At 45.3% G+C, this 16987-nt stretch carries 17 protein-coding genes; 14 read left to right on the top strand and 3 right to left on the bottom strand.

Annotated elements, in window-relative coordinates; genetic code table 11:
* Positions 1–42 precede the first annotated feature (42 nt).
* From FIS9605_RS45980 to FIS9605_RS45975, 3 genes are read left to right on the top strand one after another with little or no spacing between them, the layout of a single operon-like run.
* Positions 43–171 carry a hypothetical protein gene (locus FIS9605_RS45980; RefSeq protein ID WP_269321003.1) on the top strand — a complete coding sequence of 43 codons (129 nt, stop codon included), beginning with the start codon at positions 43–45 and terminating at the stop codon, positions 169–171.
* Complete coding sequence (locus FIS9605_RS36060) at positions 119–697, top strand: FGGY family carbohydrate kinase (RefSeq protein ID WP_197035989.1); 579 nt, start codon at positions 119–121, stop codon at positions 695–697. The genes FIS9605_RS45980 and FIS9605_RS36060 overlap by 53 nt, the downstream gene beginning before the upstream one ends.
* Before the next feature lie 5 nt (positions 698–702).
* Entirely contained in the window at positions 703–831 is a 129-nt protein-coding gene (locus FIS9605_RS45975) for a hypothetical protein (protein ID WP_269321002.1), read from the top strand.
* Positions 832–898: 67 nt separating this feature from the next.
* Here FIS9605_RS45975 and FIS9605_RS36055 read toward each other — a convergent pair whose 3' ends face one another.
* Together FIS9605_RS36055 and FIS9605_RS44935 are read right to left on the bottom strand one after the other, a co-directional pair.
* The gene (locus tag FIS9605_RS36055) at positions 899–1267 is read right to left on the bottom strand and encodes a hypothetical protein (RefSeq protein ID WP_035139294.1); all 369 of its coding nucleotides are present in this window, start codon (positions 1265–1267) and stop codon (positions 899–901) included.
* A gap of 433 nt (positions 1268–1700) precedes the next feature.
* Positions 1701–4412, bottom strand: a complete 2712-nt coding sequence (locus FIS9605_RS44935; RefSeq protein WP_051469907.1) for a bifunctional serine/threonine-protein kinase/formylglycine-generating enzyme family protein — start codon at positions 4410–4412, stop codon at positions 1701–1703.
* A 119-nt stretch (positions 4413–4531) separates the two neighbouring features.
* On the opposite strand from FIS9605_RS44935, the gene FIS9605_RS45970 reads away from it, so the two are divergent.
* Together FIS9605_RS45970 and FIS9605_RS42285 are read left to right on the top strand one after the other, a co-directional pair.
* Positions 4532–4657 (top strand): hypothetical protein, encoded by a 126-nt coding sequence (locus tag FIS9605_RS45970; protein ID WP_269321001.1) that lies wholly within the window; start codon positions 4532–4534, stop codon positions 4655–4657.
* Positions 4632–4961, top strand: coding sequence for a hypothetical protein (locus tag FIS9605_RS42285; RefSeq protein ID WP_197035988.1), 330 nt, complete (start codon positions 4632–4634; stop codon positions 4959–4961). Before FIS9605_RS45970 ends, FIS9605_RS42285 begins: the two co-directional genes overlap by 26 nt.
* Positions 4962–5274: 313 nt before the next feature.
* On the opposite strand, the gene FIS9605_RS36050 is transcribed toward FIS9605_RS42285, so the two are convergent.
* Positions 5275–6621 carry an NB-ARC domain-containing protein gene (locus FIS9605_RS36050; protein ID WP_051469906.1) on the bottom strand — a complete coding sequence of 449 codons (1347 nt, stop codon included), beginning with the start codon at positions 6619–6621 and terminating at the stop codon, positions 5275–5277.
* Between the two features lie 604 nt (positions 6622–7225).
* Here FIS9605_RS36050 and FIS9605_RS0102325 point away from each other — a divergent pair.
* The 9 genes from FIS9605_RS0102325 to FIS9605_RS0102285 all read left to right on the top strand — a co-directional run bounded on the left by FIS9605_RS0102325 (position 7226) and on the right by FIS9605_RS0102285 (position 16952).
* Entirely contained in the window at positions 7226–7633 is a 408-nt protein-coding gene (locus FIS9605_RS0102325; protein ID WP_231510211.1) for a hypothetical protein, read from the top strand.
* A 64-nt stretch (positions 7634–7697) separates the two neighbouring features.
* Complete coding sequence (locus FIS9605_RS44930) at positions 7698–10136, top strand: phage tail sheath family protein (protein WP_051469905.1); 2439 nt, start codon at positions 7698–7700, stop codon at positions 10134–10136.
* A 23-nt stretch (positions 10137–10159) separates the two neighbouring features.
* Positions 10160–10690, top strand: a complete 531-nt coding sequence (locus tag FIS9605_RS0102315; protein WP_026731144.1) for a phage tail protein — start codon at positions 10160–10162, stop codon at positions 10688–10690.
* The gene (locus FIS9605_RS0102310) at positions 10659–11633 is read left to right on the top strand and encodes a hypothetical protein (RefSeq protein WP_026731143.1); all 975 of its coding nucleotides are present in this window, start codon (positions 10659–10661) and stop codon (positions 11631–11633) included. The genes FIS9605_RS0102315 and FIS9605_RS0102310 overlap by 32 nt, the downstream gene beginning before the upstream one ends.
* Positions 11630–12592 carry a hypothetical protein gene (locus FIS9605_RS0102305; RefSeq protein ID WP_026731142.1) on the top strand — a complete coding sequence of 321 codons (963 nt, stop codon included), beginning with the start codon at positions 11630–11632 and terminating at the stop codon, positions 12590–12592. The genes FIS9605_RS0102310 and FIS9605_RS0102305 overlap by 4 nt, the downstream gene beginning before the upstream one ends.
* Positions 12593–12603: 11 nt before the next feature.
* Entirely contained in the window at positions 12604–13803 is a 1200-nt protein-coding gene (locus tag FIS9605_RS0102300; protein WP_026731141.1) for a DUF4255 domain-containing protein, read from the top strand.
* Positions 13800–15992 (top strand): ATP-binding protein, encoded by a 2193-nt coding sequence (locus FIS9605_RS0102295; RefSeq protein ID WP_026731140.1) that lies wholly within the window; start codon positions 13800–13802, stop codon positions 15990–15992. The genes FIS9605_RS0102300 and FIS9605_RS0102295 overlap by 4 nt, the downstream gene beginning before the upstream one ends.
* Positions 15967–16242, top strand: a complete 276-nt coding sequence (locus tag FIS9605_RS0102290; protein ID WP_026731139.1) for a hypothetical protein — start codon at positions 15967–15969, stop codon at positions 16240–16242. The genes FIS9605_RS0102295 and FIS9605_RS0102290 overlap by 26 nt, the downstream gene beginning before the upstream one ends.
* A gap of 44 nt (positions 16243–16286) precedes the next feature.
* On the top strand, positions 16287–16952 hold the full coding sequence (locus FIS9605_RS0102285; RefSeq protein ID WP_026731138.1) for a hypothetical protein: 666 nt from the start codon (positions 16287–16289) through the stop codon (positions 16950–16952).
* Positions 16953–16987: the final 35 nt, after the last annotated feature.

The following is a 16987-nucleotide window of genomic DNA, read 5'->3' as shown; positions in this document are numbered from 1 at the left end:
ACGTTAAGATTGCCACTAGGACTCAGAATTTGGGAGAAGCAATTGACTGACGTCGTAGTAAGCTTAGATCTGGGTACAGGAGGAGTGCGGGCGATCGCGGTTGATTTGCAAGGGCAAATTGTCGCTCAGACAACCAGAAGTTATCCCCTTTTTACCCCACAGCCTGATTAACCCAGCATTGTTCCCCTCGATCGTCGATTCTACCGCGATCGCCGGACGGTTGAAATCCGAAATAGCCGCCCGTGTGGGACTACCTGCCGGATTACCTGTGGTTGCAGGCGGAGGCGACAATGCAGCAGCAGCGATTGGTTTGGGCATCTCATCGAGCAATCTGAATCGAGGTAGTTTGAGTATTGGCACTTCGGGAGTTATTTTTGCACCCTGCGATCGCCCAATTCCCGATCCAGAAGGTCGGGTGCATTTGTTCTGTCATGTCGATGGTGGCTATCATCTCTTGGGAGTGACGCTGGCGGCTGGCGGATCTCTGCGTTGGTATCGAGATACTTTTGCACCGCAGATATCCTACACCGAGCTGATGGATATGGCAGAAAGTTCACTTCCCGGTGCGCGTGGTGTTCTATTTCTGCCTCACCTCTCAGGAGAACGCAGTCCCCACCTCGATCCCGATACTAGGCAGGGCTGTTTCATTCGAGCAGGTAAGGATTTTGTCAAGAGTACTCGCTGTAAAATTTGCTGAAGTTGGTGAGCGAAAAATCACCGCAAAGACCAGAAAATTTGAGTGCGATCGCCATTTTCTTGTCCAATCAGATTTTTTCATCACCTGATTTTTTTGACTTAGACGCTTGTAAATCAGAGCCTTTTAGGGAATGAAACAGCCCTGCTACATGAGAGCGTATAAATTTCTTGTTTTGAATCAAATCAGTGTTTACTCAGCTAATCACTCCCCAAGCTTTACCGTTTGGTTTACCACCGGGCGTGCTTTTCGTCGGTCTGACTTGCGTGTTCCACCAGCCATTTCATACTCATCACTATTTTTGCCATAGCGAGACGCAACACTCAGCAGCATATGCTCAGAATAATTATTCAACGCACGTTCTGCATCTACTAAGGCATTGTGCGTCTTATCCACCATTGTTCGTGCTTGATTATAGGCGGCTAGTTTCTCTCGTAACTCATTAACCATAGTGTTGTAAGTAGCGATTGACAACCCATTGCCAAAGTCTAGATCAGGGTTTATCGTCTGTAATCCTTCAATCCGTCGTTCAGCTTTGGTCAGTGCGCTCGAATTTCGTTTGCGTTGCGCCATAAAGTTTCCCTTTTTAGATAAATTTAATAAGGAATGGAGAATCCTGATGGTGTTTCACACTGAGTTCGTTATATATCATCAGAATACGCAATTAGCGGATGCTCTAGCCTGAGTGAAGCCACAGAAATTTTGGAGTATTAGGATTAGCAGACAGGATAAATACGAGTAGAATTGCTGAAATTTGTTAATAAAAACAGGTTTACGAATCAAAAACTTGATTTACGAATCAAAAACTTGATTTACGAGTCAAAAACTTGATTTACAAGTCAAAAACTTAATTTACAAGTCAAAAACTTAATTTACGAGTCAAAAACTTAATTTACAAGTCAAAGTTAAATCAAGAGCTTTTAAGCATGGGATATCAAACTGTTCCCTATTCCCTATTCCCTGTTCCCTCTTACAAATGCCAAATTTATAGGTCTAGCGTTGTTTTTTATTTGCTTGCGATCGCAACGCCAACACACACCACCCGAAACCCATCATCGAAGCGCCTGCTGTTTGGGACATTATAGAGGCGGACGGCAGAACGGCAGACCTCCGGATTGCCGTACCACGAACCACCGCGCTGTACACGCAGCCGCCCGTCGTTATTGTTTTCATCTACCCATGCACTGCCGTCTGTGGGCGCTCCTGTATAATTTTCATGCCAATGGTCGGCACACCATTCCCACATATTCCCGTGCATATCGTATAATCCAAAGGCGTTAGGTGGAAAACTTCCTACATCCGTTGTTTGTTGGCGATCTTGACCTTTTGGTTCAGCAGCGTAAGTGTAGTTTCCGTCGTAATTAACTAAATTAGTCGTAATAGTTTCGCCAAAGTAAAAGGCAGTAGTAGTTCCTGCACGAACTGCATATTCCCATTCTGCTTCGCTGGGTAGTCTATAGGTGCGTCCCGTTTTCTGGCTTAAGCGTCTGCAAAATTCTACAGCTTCATTCCAAGACACTCTTTCCACAGGTCTTTTTGCCCCTCGGAAATCTGAAGGATTATTACCCATAATTGCCTGATACTGTGCTTGGGTAATTTCATATTTACCTATGAAAAACCCAGGAACTGTTACTTGATGTTGCGGCCCTTCGTCTGGTCTTCTTCCTTGTTCTCTTTCCGGTGAACCCATCAGAAATTTACCACCTGGTATCTGTACCATCTCCAAGGTGACACCATTCCCCAAGTCTTCTACAAAATAATTTGCTTGGTGGTTTTGACGGTTGGTGATGTTTCCCAATACATCAACGCTAACAGTTTCAAAATAAAAGGTTTGTAGGGTTTGTTCCTTGACGGTTGCATTTGTTGGGGAAGATGTTGGAGTATTACTGGTGGGGGTTGGTGAAGTAGGTTGTTCTCGCGAAGTTTGATTAGAAGTATTAGAAAAAATTCTTTGACCTACTACTGTTGCAGCAAAACCAGCAGCTATCAACCCAGTAGTTTGAATAACTCTACGCCGTGACCAGGCAGTTGGTGATGGTGGCGAAGATGGGGTTTTTGACAGGTTAGTGTGATTTTGGCTACCAGGCTCCTTCAACAATTGCAACCATTCCTGCATTGATTGCGGACGGTTGTTTGCCTTTAACTCCATTCCTTTGAGAATCGCCTCATTCACTCTGTTGCTAATACTGGGATTAATCTGCTGTGGTGGCTCTAATACTTCCGTACCATTAGCCCTGAGTGGAGCAGGTGGAGGCAGTCTTTTTGTTAACAGAAAATACAACGTTGCTGCCAAAGCATAAACATCAGTATAAGCACCCCGTTTCGCTACTGATAAATACTGCTCAATCGGTGCAAAGCGATCGGATAAGTTTGCCGTGTGCAGTTGTGTTAAATCATGCGTAAATTCCCGTGCAATGCCAAAATCAATTAATACAGCTTCCGGCTGATTAGCACGTATGATTATATTTGCTGGCTTGACATCTCGATGCAACAAGCCTTGTTTGTGAACCACTGTTAAGGCTTCTCCAATTTGCTGGATGTAGCCTATTGCCTCAGCTTCTGGCAAAATACCACGATTGGCAACTATATCTGCAAGATTTTTCCCTTGAATGTATTCCATCACAATACACCACAACAGCCCTTGTTGGAATACATCGTTAACCCGCACTATATGAGGGTGACTGCATTTGGCTAGCCGTAGTGCCTCTCTGACAAAATCTTCCTGGAATTTGGCAAAGTCAGGCCGGCATTGCACTGTTTCATTCAAAGTTTTGATGACAACTTGTTCCCCTTTATCGCTCCTAGCTAAATAGGTAACGCCAAAACCACCTTGAGCGATCATTCTGTTGAGAATGTATTTACCACCCTGGAGTTGATACCCTGGCAACCAAACTGTTAAAACCTGTATGGGAGTTAGCATTTCCAACCATTCCTGCATGGTCTGGGGTCGGTCTTGGGGTTCGAGTTCCATCCCCTTGAGAATTGCTGCCTGCAAGCGATCGCTGATACTTGAGACGTGTTGCTGCGGTGGAATGAGTGGAGTATTGTATAGTTTGCGGTCAAGAGATGTTGCCGGGCGTTGACCTGTAACTGCATAGTATAAAGAAGCAGCTAGAGAGTAAACATCGACGCTAGGCTTGCGACCGCCTCCGATCTGCTCGTAAGGGGCAAAGGCGACATTGGCAAAAAACTTTGAACTTACTGTGATGGGGACAGTTTCGCCAGCAATGCCAAAATCAATTAAAACTGCTCTACCATCCTGCTGCACCATGATGTTACCAGGATGAGCATCGCGATGTACTAACCCTGCTTGGTGTACTACCTTCAAAGCTTCGCCAATTTGATTTATGTAGTTGACTGCTTCTTGTGGAGATAACGCTCCCCGTCGCTGCACTAAATTAAACAAACTCTCGCCTTGAACAAAATCCATCACTAGGCAATATGTACCGCCTTCATCAAACAAATCCCTGACACGCACTATATTAGGATGTTGAGTTTCACAAAGCTTTTCTAATCGCTGCCCTTCTTCAAGAAATCGCTTTACATATTTAGGGTATTCTGGGTCATGTCGCAGACTTTCATTAGGCGTTTTAATCACTACTAAATTATTTAAGTACCTATGCCGTGCTTTATAAGTAACCCCAAAGCCTCCTTGTCCCAGGACTTGTTCGATAATATACTTATCGCCCTGCAACTTATATCCTACTGCCCAAACCATTAATTTCTGACTTTGAGAGGATAAATCTTATTATAAAACTTGTTGCAGGTGATAATCTCACTGACATTATTCTCAAGTATTAATAGTGTTCGTTTAACAATCGTACAGGTTTTCATTCATTGGACGTTAGTTTCTACGAACTACTCACCGGACAATTGCCGTTTCCTACCACCGATGTTTTGGAATTGGTGCGCAATATTCCTTACAGTGCGATCGCCAATGCTTTTGCAGAATGGCGTTGCTGAATCAAGATATGAATTGTCATTCTGTAGACGCTTGGTGCGGCTACTCTACGAGAAGGGCTGCGCCCTACGGTGCAGGGTGCGGAACTTTGTGGAGCGAAGAATCTTGACAGATGCTTCGTTTCGCTGCGCTACACTCAGCATGACAAAATCAAATTCATACTTCAAATCAGCAACGCCTGCAGAATTGATTAGACAACTGTTAACTGAAACAGAAGCAGCGCTAGAGCAGCTGAAGAAGAACTACCAACAACTTCCAATGTTGCGATCGCTCGAATACAAATTAGATTGGATTCCCCCCTTTTGAAGGGGAGGCAGCGCGGTCTTGGGGAGCCAGTGCGGTGGTGAGGCAGCGCGCACTTACTTATAGGGGGTCTCTCCCCCCAACCCCACTGCGTGGGGACTCCGCAGCCCCCCATGTAGACGCGCGCAGCGCGGCTTAAGGCAGGGTAAAACTGCCGTGGGCTAGGGGGGATCGAGGATCTGTCGTAAGCATTCATCAAATTGGTATTATAAACACTGTCTAGACACGACTAAGCCGTTACCGCGATCGCATTTAGTCCCAATGGGCGATCGCTAGCCAGTGGCAGTCACCAAAAGCTGCCAAGAACTGCAAGTCTCTAAAGTCCAGCTAAGATGTATTCCATAATCACAGTTTGTTGGGTAAAACCTATTGAACTTCTTTCAATCAGAGATCTTCGTTCTAAGGATGATAAATTTTCAATTAATGTGCTCAGAGATACCTTTGGTAAAAATCCATTTTGTAATTTTTGTAACGAAACTGGTTCTCGATTAATTGCCAGCCAGTACATAATCTCTTTTTCTAAATCTGACAAACGATTGAACTGTGTCTCTAAGAAATTGCGAATGTCATCAAAAACAAATTGCTCTTGGCTTAAAAGCTCAACAAATTTAGAAACGCTACTATCAAAGTAAGCTTGTATTGCTGGAGCAACCATCTTTAATACTAGTGGGTTCCCTGCATAATGTTGAATGAGGATTTTCCATTCATCTTCCGATCCTGCAAAAGAACCCTTGACTTTAAAGATTTCTCGCCCTTCTGCTTCCTTTAGACCCATCAGTTTTAAGGAGCGAACAGGTGTTTCTCCTTCCAGGAATGCCAACGCTCTGGGTTTTTCACGACTCGTCAATATTAAGCTGCTTTGATGGCGCACCTCTCCCACGCATCTTAGTAGCTCACCATATCCCTCATATCCTTCAAGATAGTATCCAGCCAGATCGCCACTACGCAGAATCGTCTCTACATTATCCAGTATTAGCAGACAACGATATTGACGCAGGTAATTGATCAATTGGGCTAGCTTTCCATCTAGGGTTGAAGGCAGATAGGTTTGTTGCTGATGGGAAAGAAATTGAAGCAGTTCAGTCAGTATTACTTGAATGGATGGAGCATTACGCAGCGATCGCCAAATGAGGTAATTAAATTCACTCCGTACTTGTTCTGCTAGCTTTACCGCCAGAGCAGTTTTACCAATTCCCCCCATACCCAACAGTGCTACCAGGCGACAGCGTTTCTCAACAATCCATCGCTTTAGCGTCACCAGTTCTTCGTTACGTCCGTAGAAAACGGAAACGTCAATCGCTTCTCCCCAGTCTTGGTTTCTGTTGGTGGTGGGTTCCTCATGCTCTTCCTCAAACAAATCCAAATCAGGCTCTTCGGTCTGTAAAGTTTTTCCTAATTGCGTTTGTCGCTCTAGTGCTGTCCGGAAATTTGTCTTACAGATCTCTTCCCCTAGCACTTCTGAAATTAGCCTCCATAATCTAGGACCCACACCCTGTTTTAGATAACTAGGAGTATAGCGGTAATTGGAAGCCCCTGCCATCTCTTCATAGGTCTGCCCCAGCCAAGCTCCCCAAAGAACAAATCTTTCCACATCCTTTAGATGTCTTTTTGCCTTGGCGAAGACAATTGCATCTAAAGCTTTGAATACTTCTTCAAATTCCATGATTCATTTCATGCGTAAGGGGTTTTTCCCTAACTTGACCGCACAAAGTTGTACCCTAAAGAGATACTCTAATTCTCACCTTTGTTCCGTTGCCTTTTTCTACACGATCTTCAGTGTCTGCTGCTGAAGTTCAAAAGTCTTCTGTCCCCTCAATCACCTATAAACAAAAGCAGAAAATGATTTAAGGCTAACCTCGATATTTGCAATCTGAATTTATGAGAACTTTTGTGAGCTTAACTAATGAAAAACTTGTGAGTTCTTATATATGGACACATGATAAAGTCTGTTGCTACTTATGAAATAGACGATTCAAAGCTAAATGACGAATGCTCCAGCAAAGCAAATCTATCGCTTAGCTCTGTTAAAAAAATTCATATAACAGCTTTATAAGGTTCCGTGATAAGTGGCTCTTTGCGCTTGCAGAAAATTTTTCATTAGAGCTTTGGCAAATCACACAATTAAGTGAGAACCATCTTAACAACCACAAATTTACTTCACCATAAAAAGCAATTGGTAACTAGCTCCGAATAACAATTATAACTCATAGTTCCAAAGCATAATGCATTCCTCTATCCAGTAGGAAAAAGCAACTATGGAAAAACCAATGTCTTCACTTATCAACTCACCAAAGCCTTGCACAGACTTAACACAGGTGCAAGGGCCAGTGATTGAATTCGGGGTTGAGGGTGGTAATATCTTATCTCAGTCTGTAATGATTTTTTCGGACGGTCAGATCGCAGCAGAAGGGCGTACGAACGTTAGGGTCAATCCCCTTTCTCCATTGACAGTGAAAGCACTAGTACAATTAGCCAGTGCCGAAGGCTTCTGGACACTCCCAGAGTTTACAGGACAAAAGATTAATCCAGATGTTGCTTCAGAGTTCGTGACTATTCAATTGTCCTGTACCAGCCGTCACGTTGCTGTCAGAGGTGGTACTAAAGTCGGTCCATTTGCCGAATTCTACACGCTGTTACAAGACCTGATCGCGGTGGATGTGGCTGATGTGCCTTGAATTAGCAACCACACTGAAAATTAATACTTGAAGAGATTTATAGCAATTAAATAAGGAATAAGTAATGGTACAGGTAAGTTATCCCGGCGTTTACATTCAGGAAGTCCCAAGTGGAGTAAATACAATTACTGGTGTAGCGACATCCATCGCCGCGTTTTTCGGTCGTGCCAGCAAGGGACTGATGAACAAAGCGATCAGAATTCTCAGCCCTTCCGATTACGTGCGGCAGTTTGGCGAACCTCATCCCAAAAGCGATCTTGCCACCAGCGTCATGCAGTTTTTTATGAATGGAGGCACAGATTGTTATGTAGTTAGGCTGGCAAAAGGTGCTAACAAAGCCAAAGTCACCTTAAAGTCCCTCAGGGGGGAAAATGTCTTGGTCGCTACTGCCAAAGCTGAGGGGACGTGGGCTAACACCGTACGTATGGAGGTTGATTACAACACCACCAACCCAGATGAAACTTTTAATTTGAGAGTCATTCAAGAGGAGGGTGGGGTAGCGGTAGCTACCGAGCCTTTTACGGGTTTGTCGATGAATCCGACCTCGCCGCGCTTTGCTCCATCTTTTGTGACCCAAAGTTCCGATTTGATCGATCTGGATTTGCACCCAGATATGCGAAATCCAGCGCCTCCAGGCAGCCTGCTGCCAAACTCGTATATTAATGTTATAGGCAACAGTTTCGCTGGATTCTCTCAAGGACGCAGACCTTTAGGTGCTAATGCTAATGCGGTACAGACCACGTTAAATAATTTGATTAATCCTGGAGGAGCCAATACTCGCCAGTCCGCATTTGAAATCAGCGTCAATGATTCACCGTTTGCTGTTGTAGATTTAAGTCCTTGGACAATTCCGGCAGATATCGATGCAATCCAAACTCACATTAAAGGCAAGATTGATGCCGCTTTGAGCAGTTTCAGTCCTGCTCACAGCGTTACCTGTACATTGGTCGATGTCACGGATATTAGTCACTTACTAACCATTACTGCTAACTCCGGCAATACTTCCAGCGTGCGCGTTCGTAGGGCTGCTGCCAACGACATCTCGGCAGCACTGATGTTGGGTATCGATCAAGGTGGCATTGAAGCCGTGCGCTGGAGCAACTTTCGACCCGCACCAAATGCGACATTTTTAATTCTGGGATCTGTAAACACACCAGGGGACTTAACAAGCATCAATCAAATTGCTGCTTTGCAACAAAATGCACTGACAGCGATCGCTATTGATGGTGCAAGCGTGGCAGTAAATTTAGTCACTAGCAATCCTGCTGGCACTGATAGGTGGTACCAAAGTGCAACAGTCCCCAACAGTCCCAACGGCAACAATGACGGTGTGCGGGAAAAACTGCGAATTATTGCCAAGGCCATCAATGATGCTCAATTGCCTTGGCGTGCCGAAGTTTGGGGCTATCACTTGGCTGTAATAGCCAAGGGAGGAACCCATAACAATCAACCCTCAAGCATAACGACAACGCCAGCCATCGCCGCTATTGACAGTGCCTTGATTAAGAACGTGCGTCAATATTCATTGGGAAGTTCCGGCACAGGCAGTTTCAGCAGTGCTACTCCTGCTGACGATGGTAGTGATGGGACAGCTCCTGAACTAGCCGAATATGTGGGCAATCCTTTAGCTCAGACTGGCTTTCACGCCCTAGATTCCGTGGATTTGTTTAATTTGATGGTAATTCCAGGAGACGAAGAAGTTATAGAGGATACTTACACTAGCTTGTTAGGGCCAGCAAGTAATTATTGCAAACAGCATCGAGCCTTTCTTTTAGTTGATGCGCCCGCTAGCTGGACTAAAAACAGCAGACCAGAAGTTGTAAATAATACAACTTTAGTAAACATTTTACGTTCGCTATTGGTGCAGGATCGCGCAGCAATTTTTTATCCTCGCCTAAAATACAACGCCAACGGTTTAGTAAAAACCATTGGCCCGGGGGGAGCCATTGCTGGGCTGATGGCTCGCATTGATGCAACTCGCGGCGTTTGGAAAGCACCAGCCGGCATCGAAGCCAGCATTAGTGGCATTGTCGGGCTGGAGGTCAACCTCACAGATCCAGAAAACGGCGTTTTGAATAAACTCGGTGTCAATTGCCTGCGTAGCTTTCCCAATGGCTTCGTCAATTGGGGTGCTCGTACCAGCACTGGCTTCGATGATAATGCGATCGCCGACTGGAAATACATTCCCATCCGGCGCTTGGCACTGTTCCTTGAAGAATCGCTGTATCGCGGTACGAAGTGGGTCGTGTTTGAACCGAACGACGAACCCTTATGGGCAAAAATTCGGCTTAATCTCAACGCTTTTATGATGGGGCTTTTCCGCCAAGGTGCATTTCAAGGCAGTACGCCTGACAAAGCATTTTTCGTCAAATGCGACGGTGAGACAACAACTCAAAATGACCGCAACCTTGGCATAGTCAACATTGTAGTTGGCTTTGCACCCCTCAAACCAGCCGAATTTGTGATTATCAAAATCCAGCAAATTGCTGGCGATTTGGTCTGATTTAAGACTTCAGGAGACAACTAATGGCTACAGGATTTCCGAAGAATGCCCATCGCGTAGATCCGTACAAAAATTATAAGTTTAGGGTCGTTTCGGCGGTGGATGGCAAAACTGTTTTAGGCGTTTCTAAAGTCAGCGCCCTCAAGCGGACTACACAAGTTGTTACCTATCGCTCAGGGGGTGATAACAGCACTGATACCAAGTCGCCAGGGCGCACTACCTACGACGCCGTGACGATGGAAAGAGGCATTACCCACGATTTGGAATTTGAAAAGTGGGCAAACATGGTGCATCCTTACGCAGGTGACACGGCGATGGACTTGGTGAATTACAAAAAAGAGTTGATCCTGGAGGTGATGAACGAAAAAGGACACGTCGCCCTGCGTTATTTTTTGCATAAATGCTGGGTGAGCGAGTTCACAGCGGTTCCCGTCCTAGATGCCAGTGCAAATGCCATTGCGGTTGAGAGCATCAAGATTGAAATTGAAGGTTGGGAACGCGATCCAGATACAAAAGAACCGGATGAGGCCAGCCCAGTTCCAGCAGCTAGCTAATCAATTTTGGATTTTGGATTTTAGATTGGTTGTGATTGGTCAACCCCCTTGGGGAATTCAAATGTTTTCCAGCAACACAGATAGACAGCACCCCTTTCCAGCAATCCCTGAAGAAATAAAAGACAAGTTTGCTATTAGCAATTTATTTCTCCGTCCTTTTGGCTGGTTTGAACAAGATCTAAATATCGATTTCAACCAGAAATTGCGCCCTTACTTGGAAACACAGATTCTAGAGTGTTGTACCAGAGATAGCAATTGCAAAAGGTGTGATGCCTTCGGTGCTACCCGGAGAATAGATCGTAACTTCTTTTGGGAACTGGAAATTGGCAAACGCACTGAATGTCTGTTAATTCTTGCCACGCTTGCAGGTGCATCTGAACTAACTGTGAGCTTTCGCTGCTTAAATCAGGCGTGTCGCCAGCAGATGGAAATCAATTTAACAATTGAGGAATTAATTGAGATTCAGCAGCAAAGTTCTCAGATGGAACTTAGGGTGCGGATAGGAAACGACAGCGTAGCTATCAGAAAACCAACGGGACGCGAGCAACTGCAATGGCTGAGTCAATCGTTCACAGATGAAAAAGCGGCGGTGCAGGTGATGATTCAAAATTTGCTTGCAGAGCATGAAAAATCCAGATTCCTGCCAGCAGGTATTGTACCGGACGAGTGGGTGCAAGCTATTGATGAAACAATGGCTGACTTAGATCCATTGGTGAATTTTACGTTGCTGGTGAATTGTCCTTACTGTGAAACGCAGAATCAACACGGCTTAGATTTAGGTGAGTTGTCATTGCAAAGATTGCACCACGCTCAAGAAAATCTATTGAGAAGCGTGCATCGTCTGGCATCACATTATCACTGGAGTGAAGCAGAGGTGTTTGCCGTTCCGGCTTGGCGACGTTCTCGATATCTAGCTCTGATTGAGAAGGAGGAGAATCGATGAGCGGGTACTTTGCGCGAGTACTTCAACAAACGGGAATCTCGATCGCAGGCACTAGCGACGGTACTTTGGAAGTGCTTCAACCGTCGTCGGCTACGAGTTTTGCGGGAAACGATGCAGTCACGCCTATGCAGATTGAGCAAGACGTAGTAATTAATGCTCAACCAGAACTGATGACTGAGGATTTGACAGCAGAGGTAGAAAGCAATCGCTTGCCGCCAAATACCCCAAAACCCGAGACAATGCCAACACCTAATATTCTTTCCCCTGAAAGGATACCAGAGTTGCAGCCGCACTCGGATCTACCAAAACTTACAGTTGTTAACGTCGAAGAAAGTCAACCTGCATCAGAAAACCTGCGTCCACAGCCGGACATTGTTGTCAGAGAATCAATAAACCAAGTAGTGTCTACTAACAGCAGCCGCAGAAGTATAACTGATACACCTCCAACCGTAGAAACCCTAACAAAGGAAACTCAAGCAGACAGCACAGAAGCCGATTTCCCATCCCCTTTAATTTCTGAGCAAGTTAACTCCTATGAAATTCAGCAGGTGTATTGGCAGGCGGTGCGCGACTGGGTGACGGGAACGCCAGAAGTCGAGGAGGGGAGGGGTGAGAGGGAGATGGGAAGAGGGGAAGAGGGGGAGAAAATTCAAAATTCCATATTTTCCAGTTCCCAATCCCCAACCCCCAATCCCCAACCCCCAATCCTCAATCCCCAATCCCCAACCCCCATTGCCCCTAATCCCCACTCCCTGCGGTCGTGGGGGCCCCGAGTTCCCCAATTCCCAATCCCGGAAGTTCAAGAGTTTAGCCTATCGATTGGCACGATTAGTATCACCATCGAAGAACCTCCAAAGGAACTTCCTAAACCAATGACTTTGAATACACAATCAGAACCGTTTGTCAAGCCAGAACCTCAAAGTTCTAGACTGAACCGACATTATCTGAGACTGAGATAGGATTGTGCAAAATGGCACTTGCAGATACAGGAAAAGCTATTGGTGCAGTGACACGCTTGTTGCGCGATCGCCTGCACGTTCATCCAGGTGTGACAGTAAACGATGTCACCGTTGGTAAGCCAGAACCACCCCCTAACGTGACTAATCCCAGGCTGAATCTGTTTCTTTATGAGATTCAGTTAGACGCCAGCCTGAGAAATAAATCATTGGATGAGGGACAACCTGCACCATTATGGCTGGTGTTGAAGTATCTGCTGACTGCTTTTGATGAGCAAGGAGAAAGTGATACTATCCAAGCTCATGAATTCTTGGGCGAAGGAATGCGGGCGCTGCAAGAACTGGCCTTTCTGCCTTTGAGCGGTTCTCTAACTACACTCAACGCCCTTAAAGATAATCCTGAAGTATTAAAGATTACCTTTGATGAGGCTTCGGCGGATCTGCTCTCGAAATTAATGCAGGGTTCGGAGGAGAAATACCGCTGTTCCGTCGCCTTTCAAATCAGACCTGTAATGATTGCTACGAGCGAACCGTCGTCTTATTCCCTATTGGTGGGAATTGATTATCTCGCTAACGAGGTCATCGGTGAAAAGGGAATCCAGATTTCCGTGTTTCCCTTTGGCGGGCCAACGCTGAGTGCGATCGCTCCTCCAAAATTTACACCCGGAGACACTATTACCCTTCGAGGAAGCGACCTGAATCTGGCAAATTTGTCTGTACGTCTGGGCACTATAGAACTACCTATCACCGGACAGTCATCGGATACCTTGCAATGCTTGATAAATGGCACGATTAGCGGCGGGAATGTTATTTCTGCTGGCAGCCATCCAGTGTCTGTAATCCAAACCTTGCCCAACGGACGCAAGCGTGCCAGCAATCTTTTGGTGGGCAACCTCCTACCACTGCTGACTAGCGTCGTACCAAATAACCTTGCTCGTGTAAACCCAGGAGATCCAGCATCGAAAATCTACGGCAACATTGACTTGACGGGTGAGTTACTGGGAACAGACGAAGATGACGTTTTTGTAGCGCTGTATCAAAATGGCAGCGTCGTGAAGCTGTTTGATGAGTTAGCAACATTAACACCCCAAACTCACAGGCGCGTACCTATCAAACAGGAAAACCCCATACCCGCAGGCAAGTATCGGGTGATTCTCAGGGTGAACGGTCAGCAAGCAAAAAATAGTCCAGAAGTAGACCTAGTAGTACCATGAACACATTCAGTAACCAAAAAGAATTTATTACCTTTTCGCCTGGTCTACTTGCTGAGGATGTCTGTGCTAACTATTGGCTGCGGCAAGTCACCATTAGATTGCGACGAGAGATTTGCTGGCGCTGGCGGCAATTAAGAGGGGGAGAGGGGGAAAATTCCCCATCTCTAATTCCATCAATTAATTCTGCACTGCCTAACATCGGTGACAAATTAACCGCCAGTCTCGATATGAGTCGCTACTGGGAACAAAAATGTCAATTCTACCAAACCGATCTAACTGGCAAATATTTAACCGACAAGCTGCGGGTAGATTTGCCACATGTTGAGCATCCAGTGGTAAGGGGGTCTTTTGGTTGGGTAGTCGCAACCTTAAATTTAGATGACACTGCCGCGTTTATTTTGGCTTTGGGACTGGCAGTGGCTTTTGATAATGCCGTAGGAGAAGTCATTGCTGCTTGCCTAAATGATGTAAATGCCACACAGCCTACTTTGGCGCTGGCTCAACAACTGTGGGATGAGCCAGAAAAGGTGCTGGCGATCGCAGACCCCGCTCACTCATTATGGCGTTACGGATTGTTGCAACAATCCAGCCATGCTCAAGCCGCCATCGATTGGCACAGTCCAATTACAACACCCCCCCTAATTGCCAACCGCCTGCTGTTTCCCCATTCGTCACTCCCCCAGATTTTAGCGCCTCTGACTATTGATTGTCCCCGTCTGCCTGAAAGCACCCGTATAGTTGCCAACCGATTGAATGCCAAACCCAATGATGCCCTACGTATCGTCCCCGTGCGGGGTGCAAGTGGTTCAGATTACGCCGAAATTATCCAGGGAATAGCTCAACTCACCCAAAGACAGATTGTAGAACTCCAGGGAAATCCAACCTTATGCGACAGCAGCGATTATTTGCGTTCTGTGGCGACTCTGTGCTGGTTGCATGGCGTAGATTTATACATACCTGACGATTTTGTTTGCACTCGAACCTGCGAAAAATCTCATCCCTATGGCTACCTGCTGTCTCTGCAATCGATTCCGGTGACAATTTTCCTCGGCATTCGCGAACGCAAGGATCTAGCCGAAATTCCCTTAAGTCTGCTGCTGCCAATAATTGATGTACCAAACTTATCCTATAGCGATCGCATTAATTGCTGGAAGCAAGCACTCTCGCCTCCAAACCAGGCATTAGACAAAGCTATTGCCGAATGCTCTCGCCGATTTCGCTACGAAAAACAAACTATTCAGGCAATCTGTGCAGGATTGCAAGAACATACCGGGCAACTTACAGAAACCGATTTAATCGCAGCGTGCAGAGCCGAGTTAGATCTGGATATCGGTGAATTAGCTCAGTCTGTCACGCCTCGATTTACAGAAAAAGAATTGGTGCTGCCTCCCAAACAAAAACTTTTATTCGAGGAAATCTATCAGGCGATGAAGTCCCTCACCAAAGTTCATTATCGCTGGGGAACGGCTAGAGCCTGGAATGAATGTGGCATTTCCGTGCTGTTTGCTGGTTCGCCTGGTACAGGTAAAACAATGGCGGCTGAGATTCTGGCGATTAAGCTAAATCTGCCCATGTACCGCATCGACCTGTCTCAGGTTGTCAACAAATATATCGGCGAAACCGAGAAAAATCTCAAAAGGCTGTTTGATTTAGCAGATATCTCAGACACAATTCTCTTTTTTGATGAAGCTGATGCTTTGTTTGGACGGCGAACCGAAGTAAAAGATGCTCACGATCGCTACGCAAATCTAGAAATTAGTTACTTGCTAGAACGCATGGAACGGTTTAAAGGTTTGGCAATTTTGGCAACAAACCGTAAGAAAGATTTGGATGAAGCTTTTTTAAGGAGATTGCGTTACATAGTTGATTTTCCACTGCCCGATGTGCTGGAAAGAAAACAAATTTGGATGCGAGTTATTCCCGATCAAGTTGATGCCTCGCAACTAGATTTTGATTTTCTGGCTAGACAATTTCAACTAGCTGGCGGACATATCCGTTCGATTATTTTCAATGCTTGTTTACAAACTCCCAATCATAACCAGTCCCCACTATTAACTATGGAACGGGTGATTGTGGCAATTAAACGGGAGTATGACAAACTACATCGCTCTGTGAGTCTGGAGCAATTCGGCTCCTACGCCAAGATTATCGAAGGAATTGAAAATGAAAAGTCCAAAGATTACTATTGATCGACTGGCAATTCGCCTTCAAGGAGTTACAGATGATTCAGCCCATACTTTAGTTGCAGGTTTGGGTGAGGAATTGCTGGTAAGACTTGCTGAATACCAAAGTCTTTTTACACCAGATAAAGTTATCAATATCGACTCTATTAATTTGGGTAACATCAAATCTACAAATGGTCAAAATTCTCATCACTTAAAAAGTGCGATCACCAGTGCAGTAACTCAGGCAATTGTACAGGAAATTGGAGATAGATAAACAAGCGGATTAATCCAAAATCAGAATGGTGGGGGATAAAAGCAATGCCTTATTTAAGGGGAGCGCTAATTGAATATGGTACAGATTTTCTAGGGCCAATACCCAACGTTGTAATTTTTCAATTCAATCCCGACACAATGTCACGTGCCATCCAAATCCCTCAAAGACCAAGCGGTAGAACGGCGCGGGAGACGAATCAGGCTGGCGAAATTCCCACCGAGACAATCTCGTTCAAAGCTGAATTTGACGCCGCTGAACAATTGAATTCAGGTAATATCTTGGCGTTAACATTGGGAATTGGCCCGCAACTAGCAGCCTTAGAAAAAATGGTTTATCCCAGCGAAAATGGTGGCTTTATTGGTGCAGCAATCGATGCAATTGGTGATGCTCTAGGAATTGGTGGCGATTCTTCTGAGCAACCAATTCCTAGAAAAAAATATCCACAGATTCTATTTATTTGGGGTGCAACCAAAGTTTTGCCTGTAACCATTCAATCCATGAGCATTACTGAGCAACAATACGACCAATTACTGAATCCCGTTCGAGCAGAAGTTTCTCTGAGTTTGAAGACTATTAATCATATCGACAGGTGTTCTAACGATAAAGTTGGCAAAGGGGCACTGAAATACTCCCAAATTGCCAAGGATGCTCAAGCAGCTTTGAATTTAGCGAACACTGTGCAAGCAGCAATTGAATTAGTGCCATTTTAGTCATTATAAATTCATAAAAAAATTGTATTCAGGGG

The organism is Fischerella sp. PCC 9605 (assembly GCF_000517105.1).
Taxonomy (GTDB): Bacteria; Cyanobacteriota; Cyanobacteriia; order Cyanobacteriales; family Nostocaceae; genus PCC9605.
This window is presented reverse-complemented; position numbering and strand designations above follow the sequence as displayed.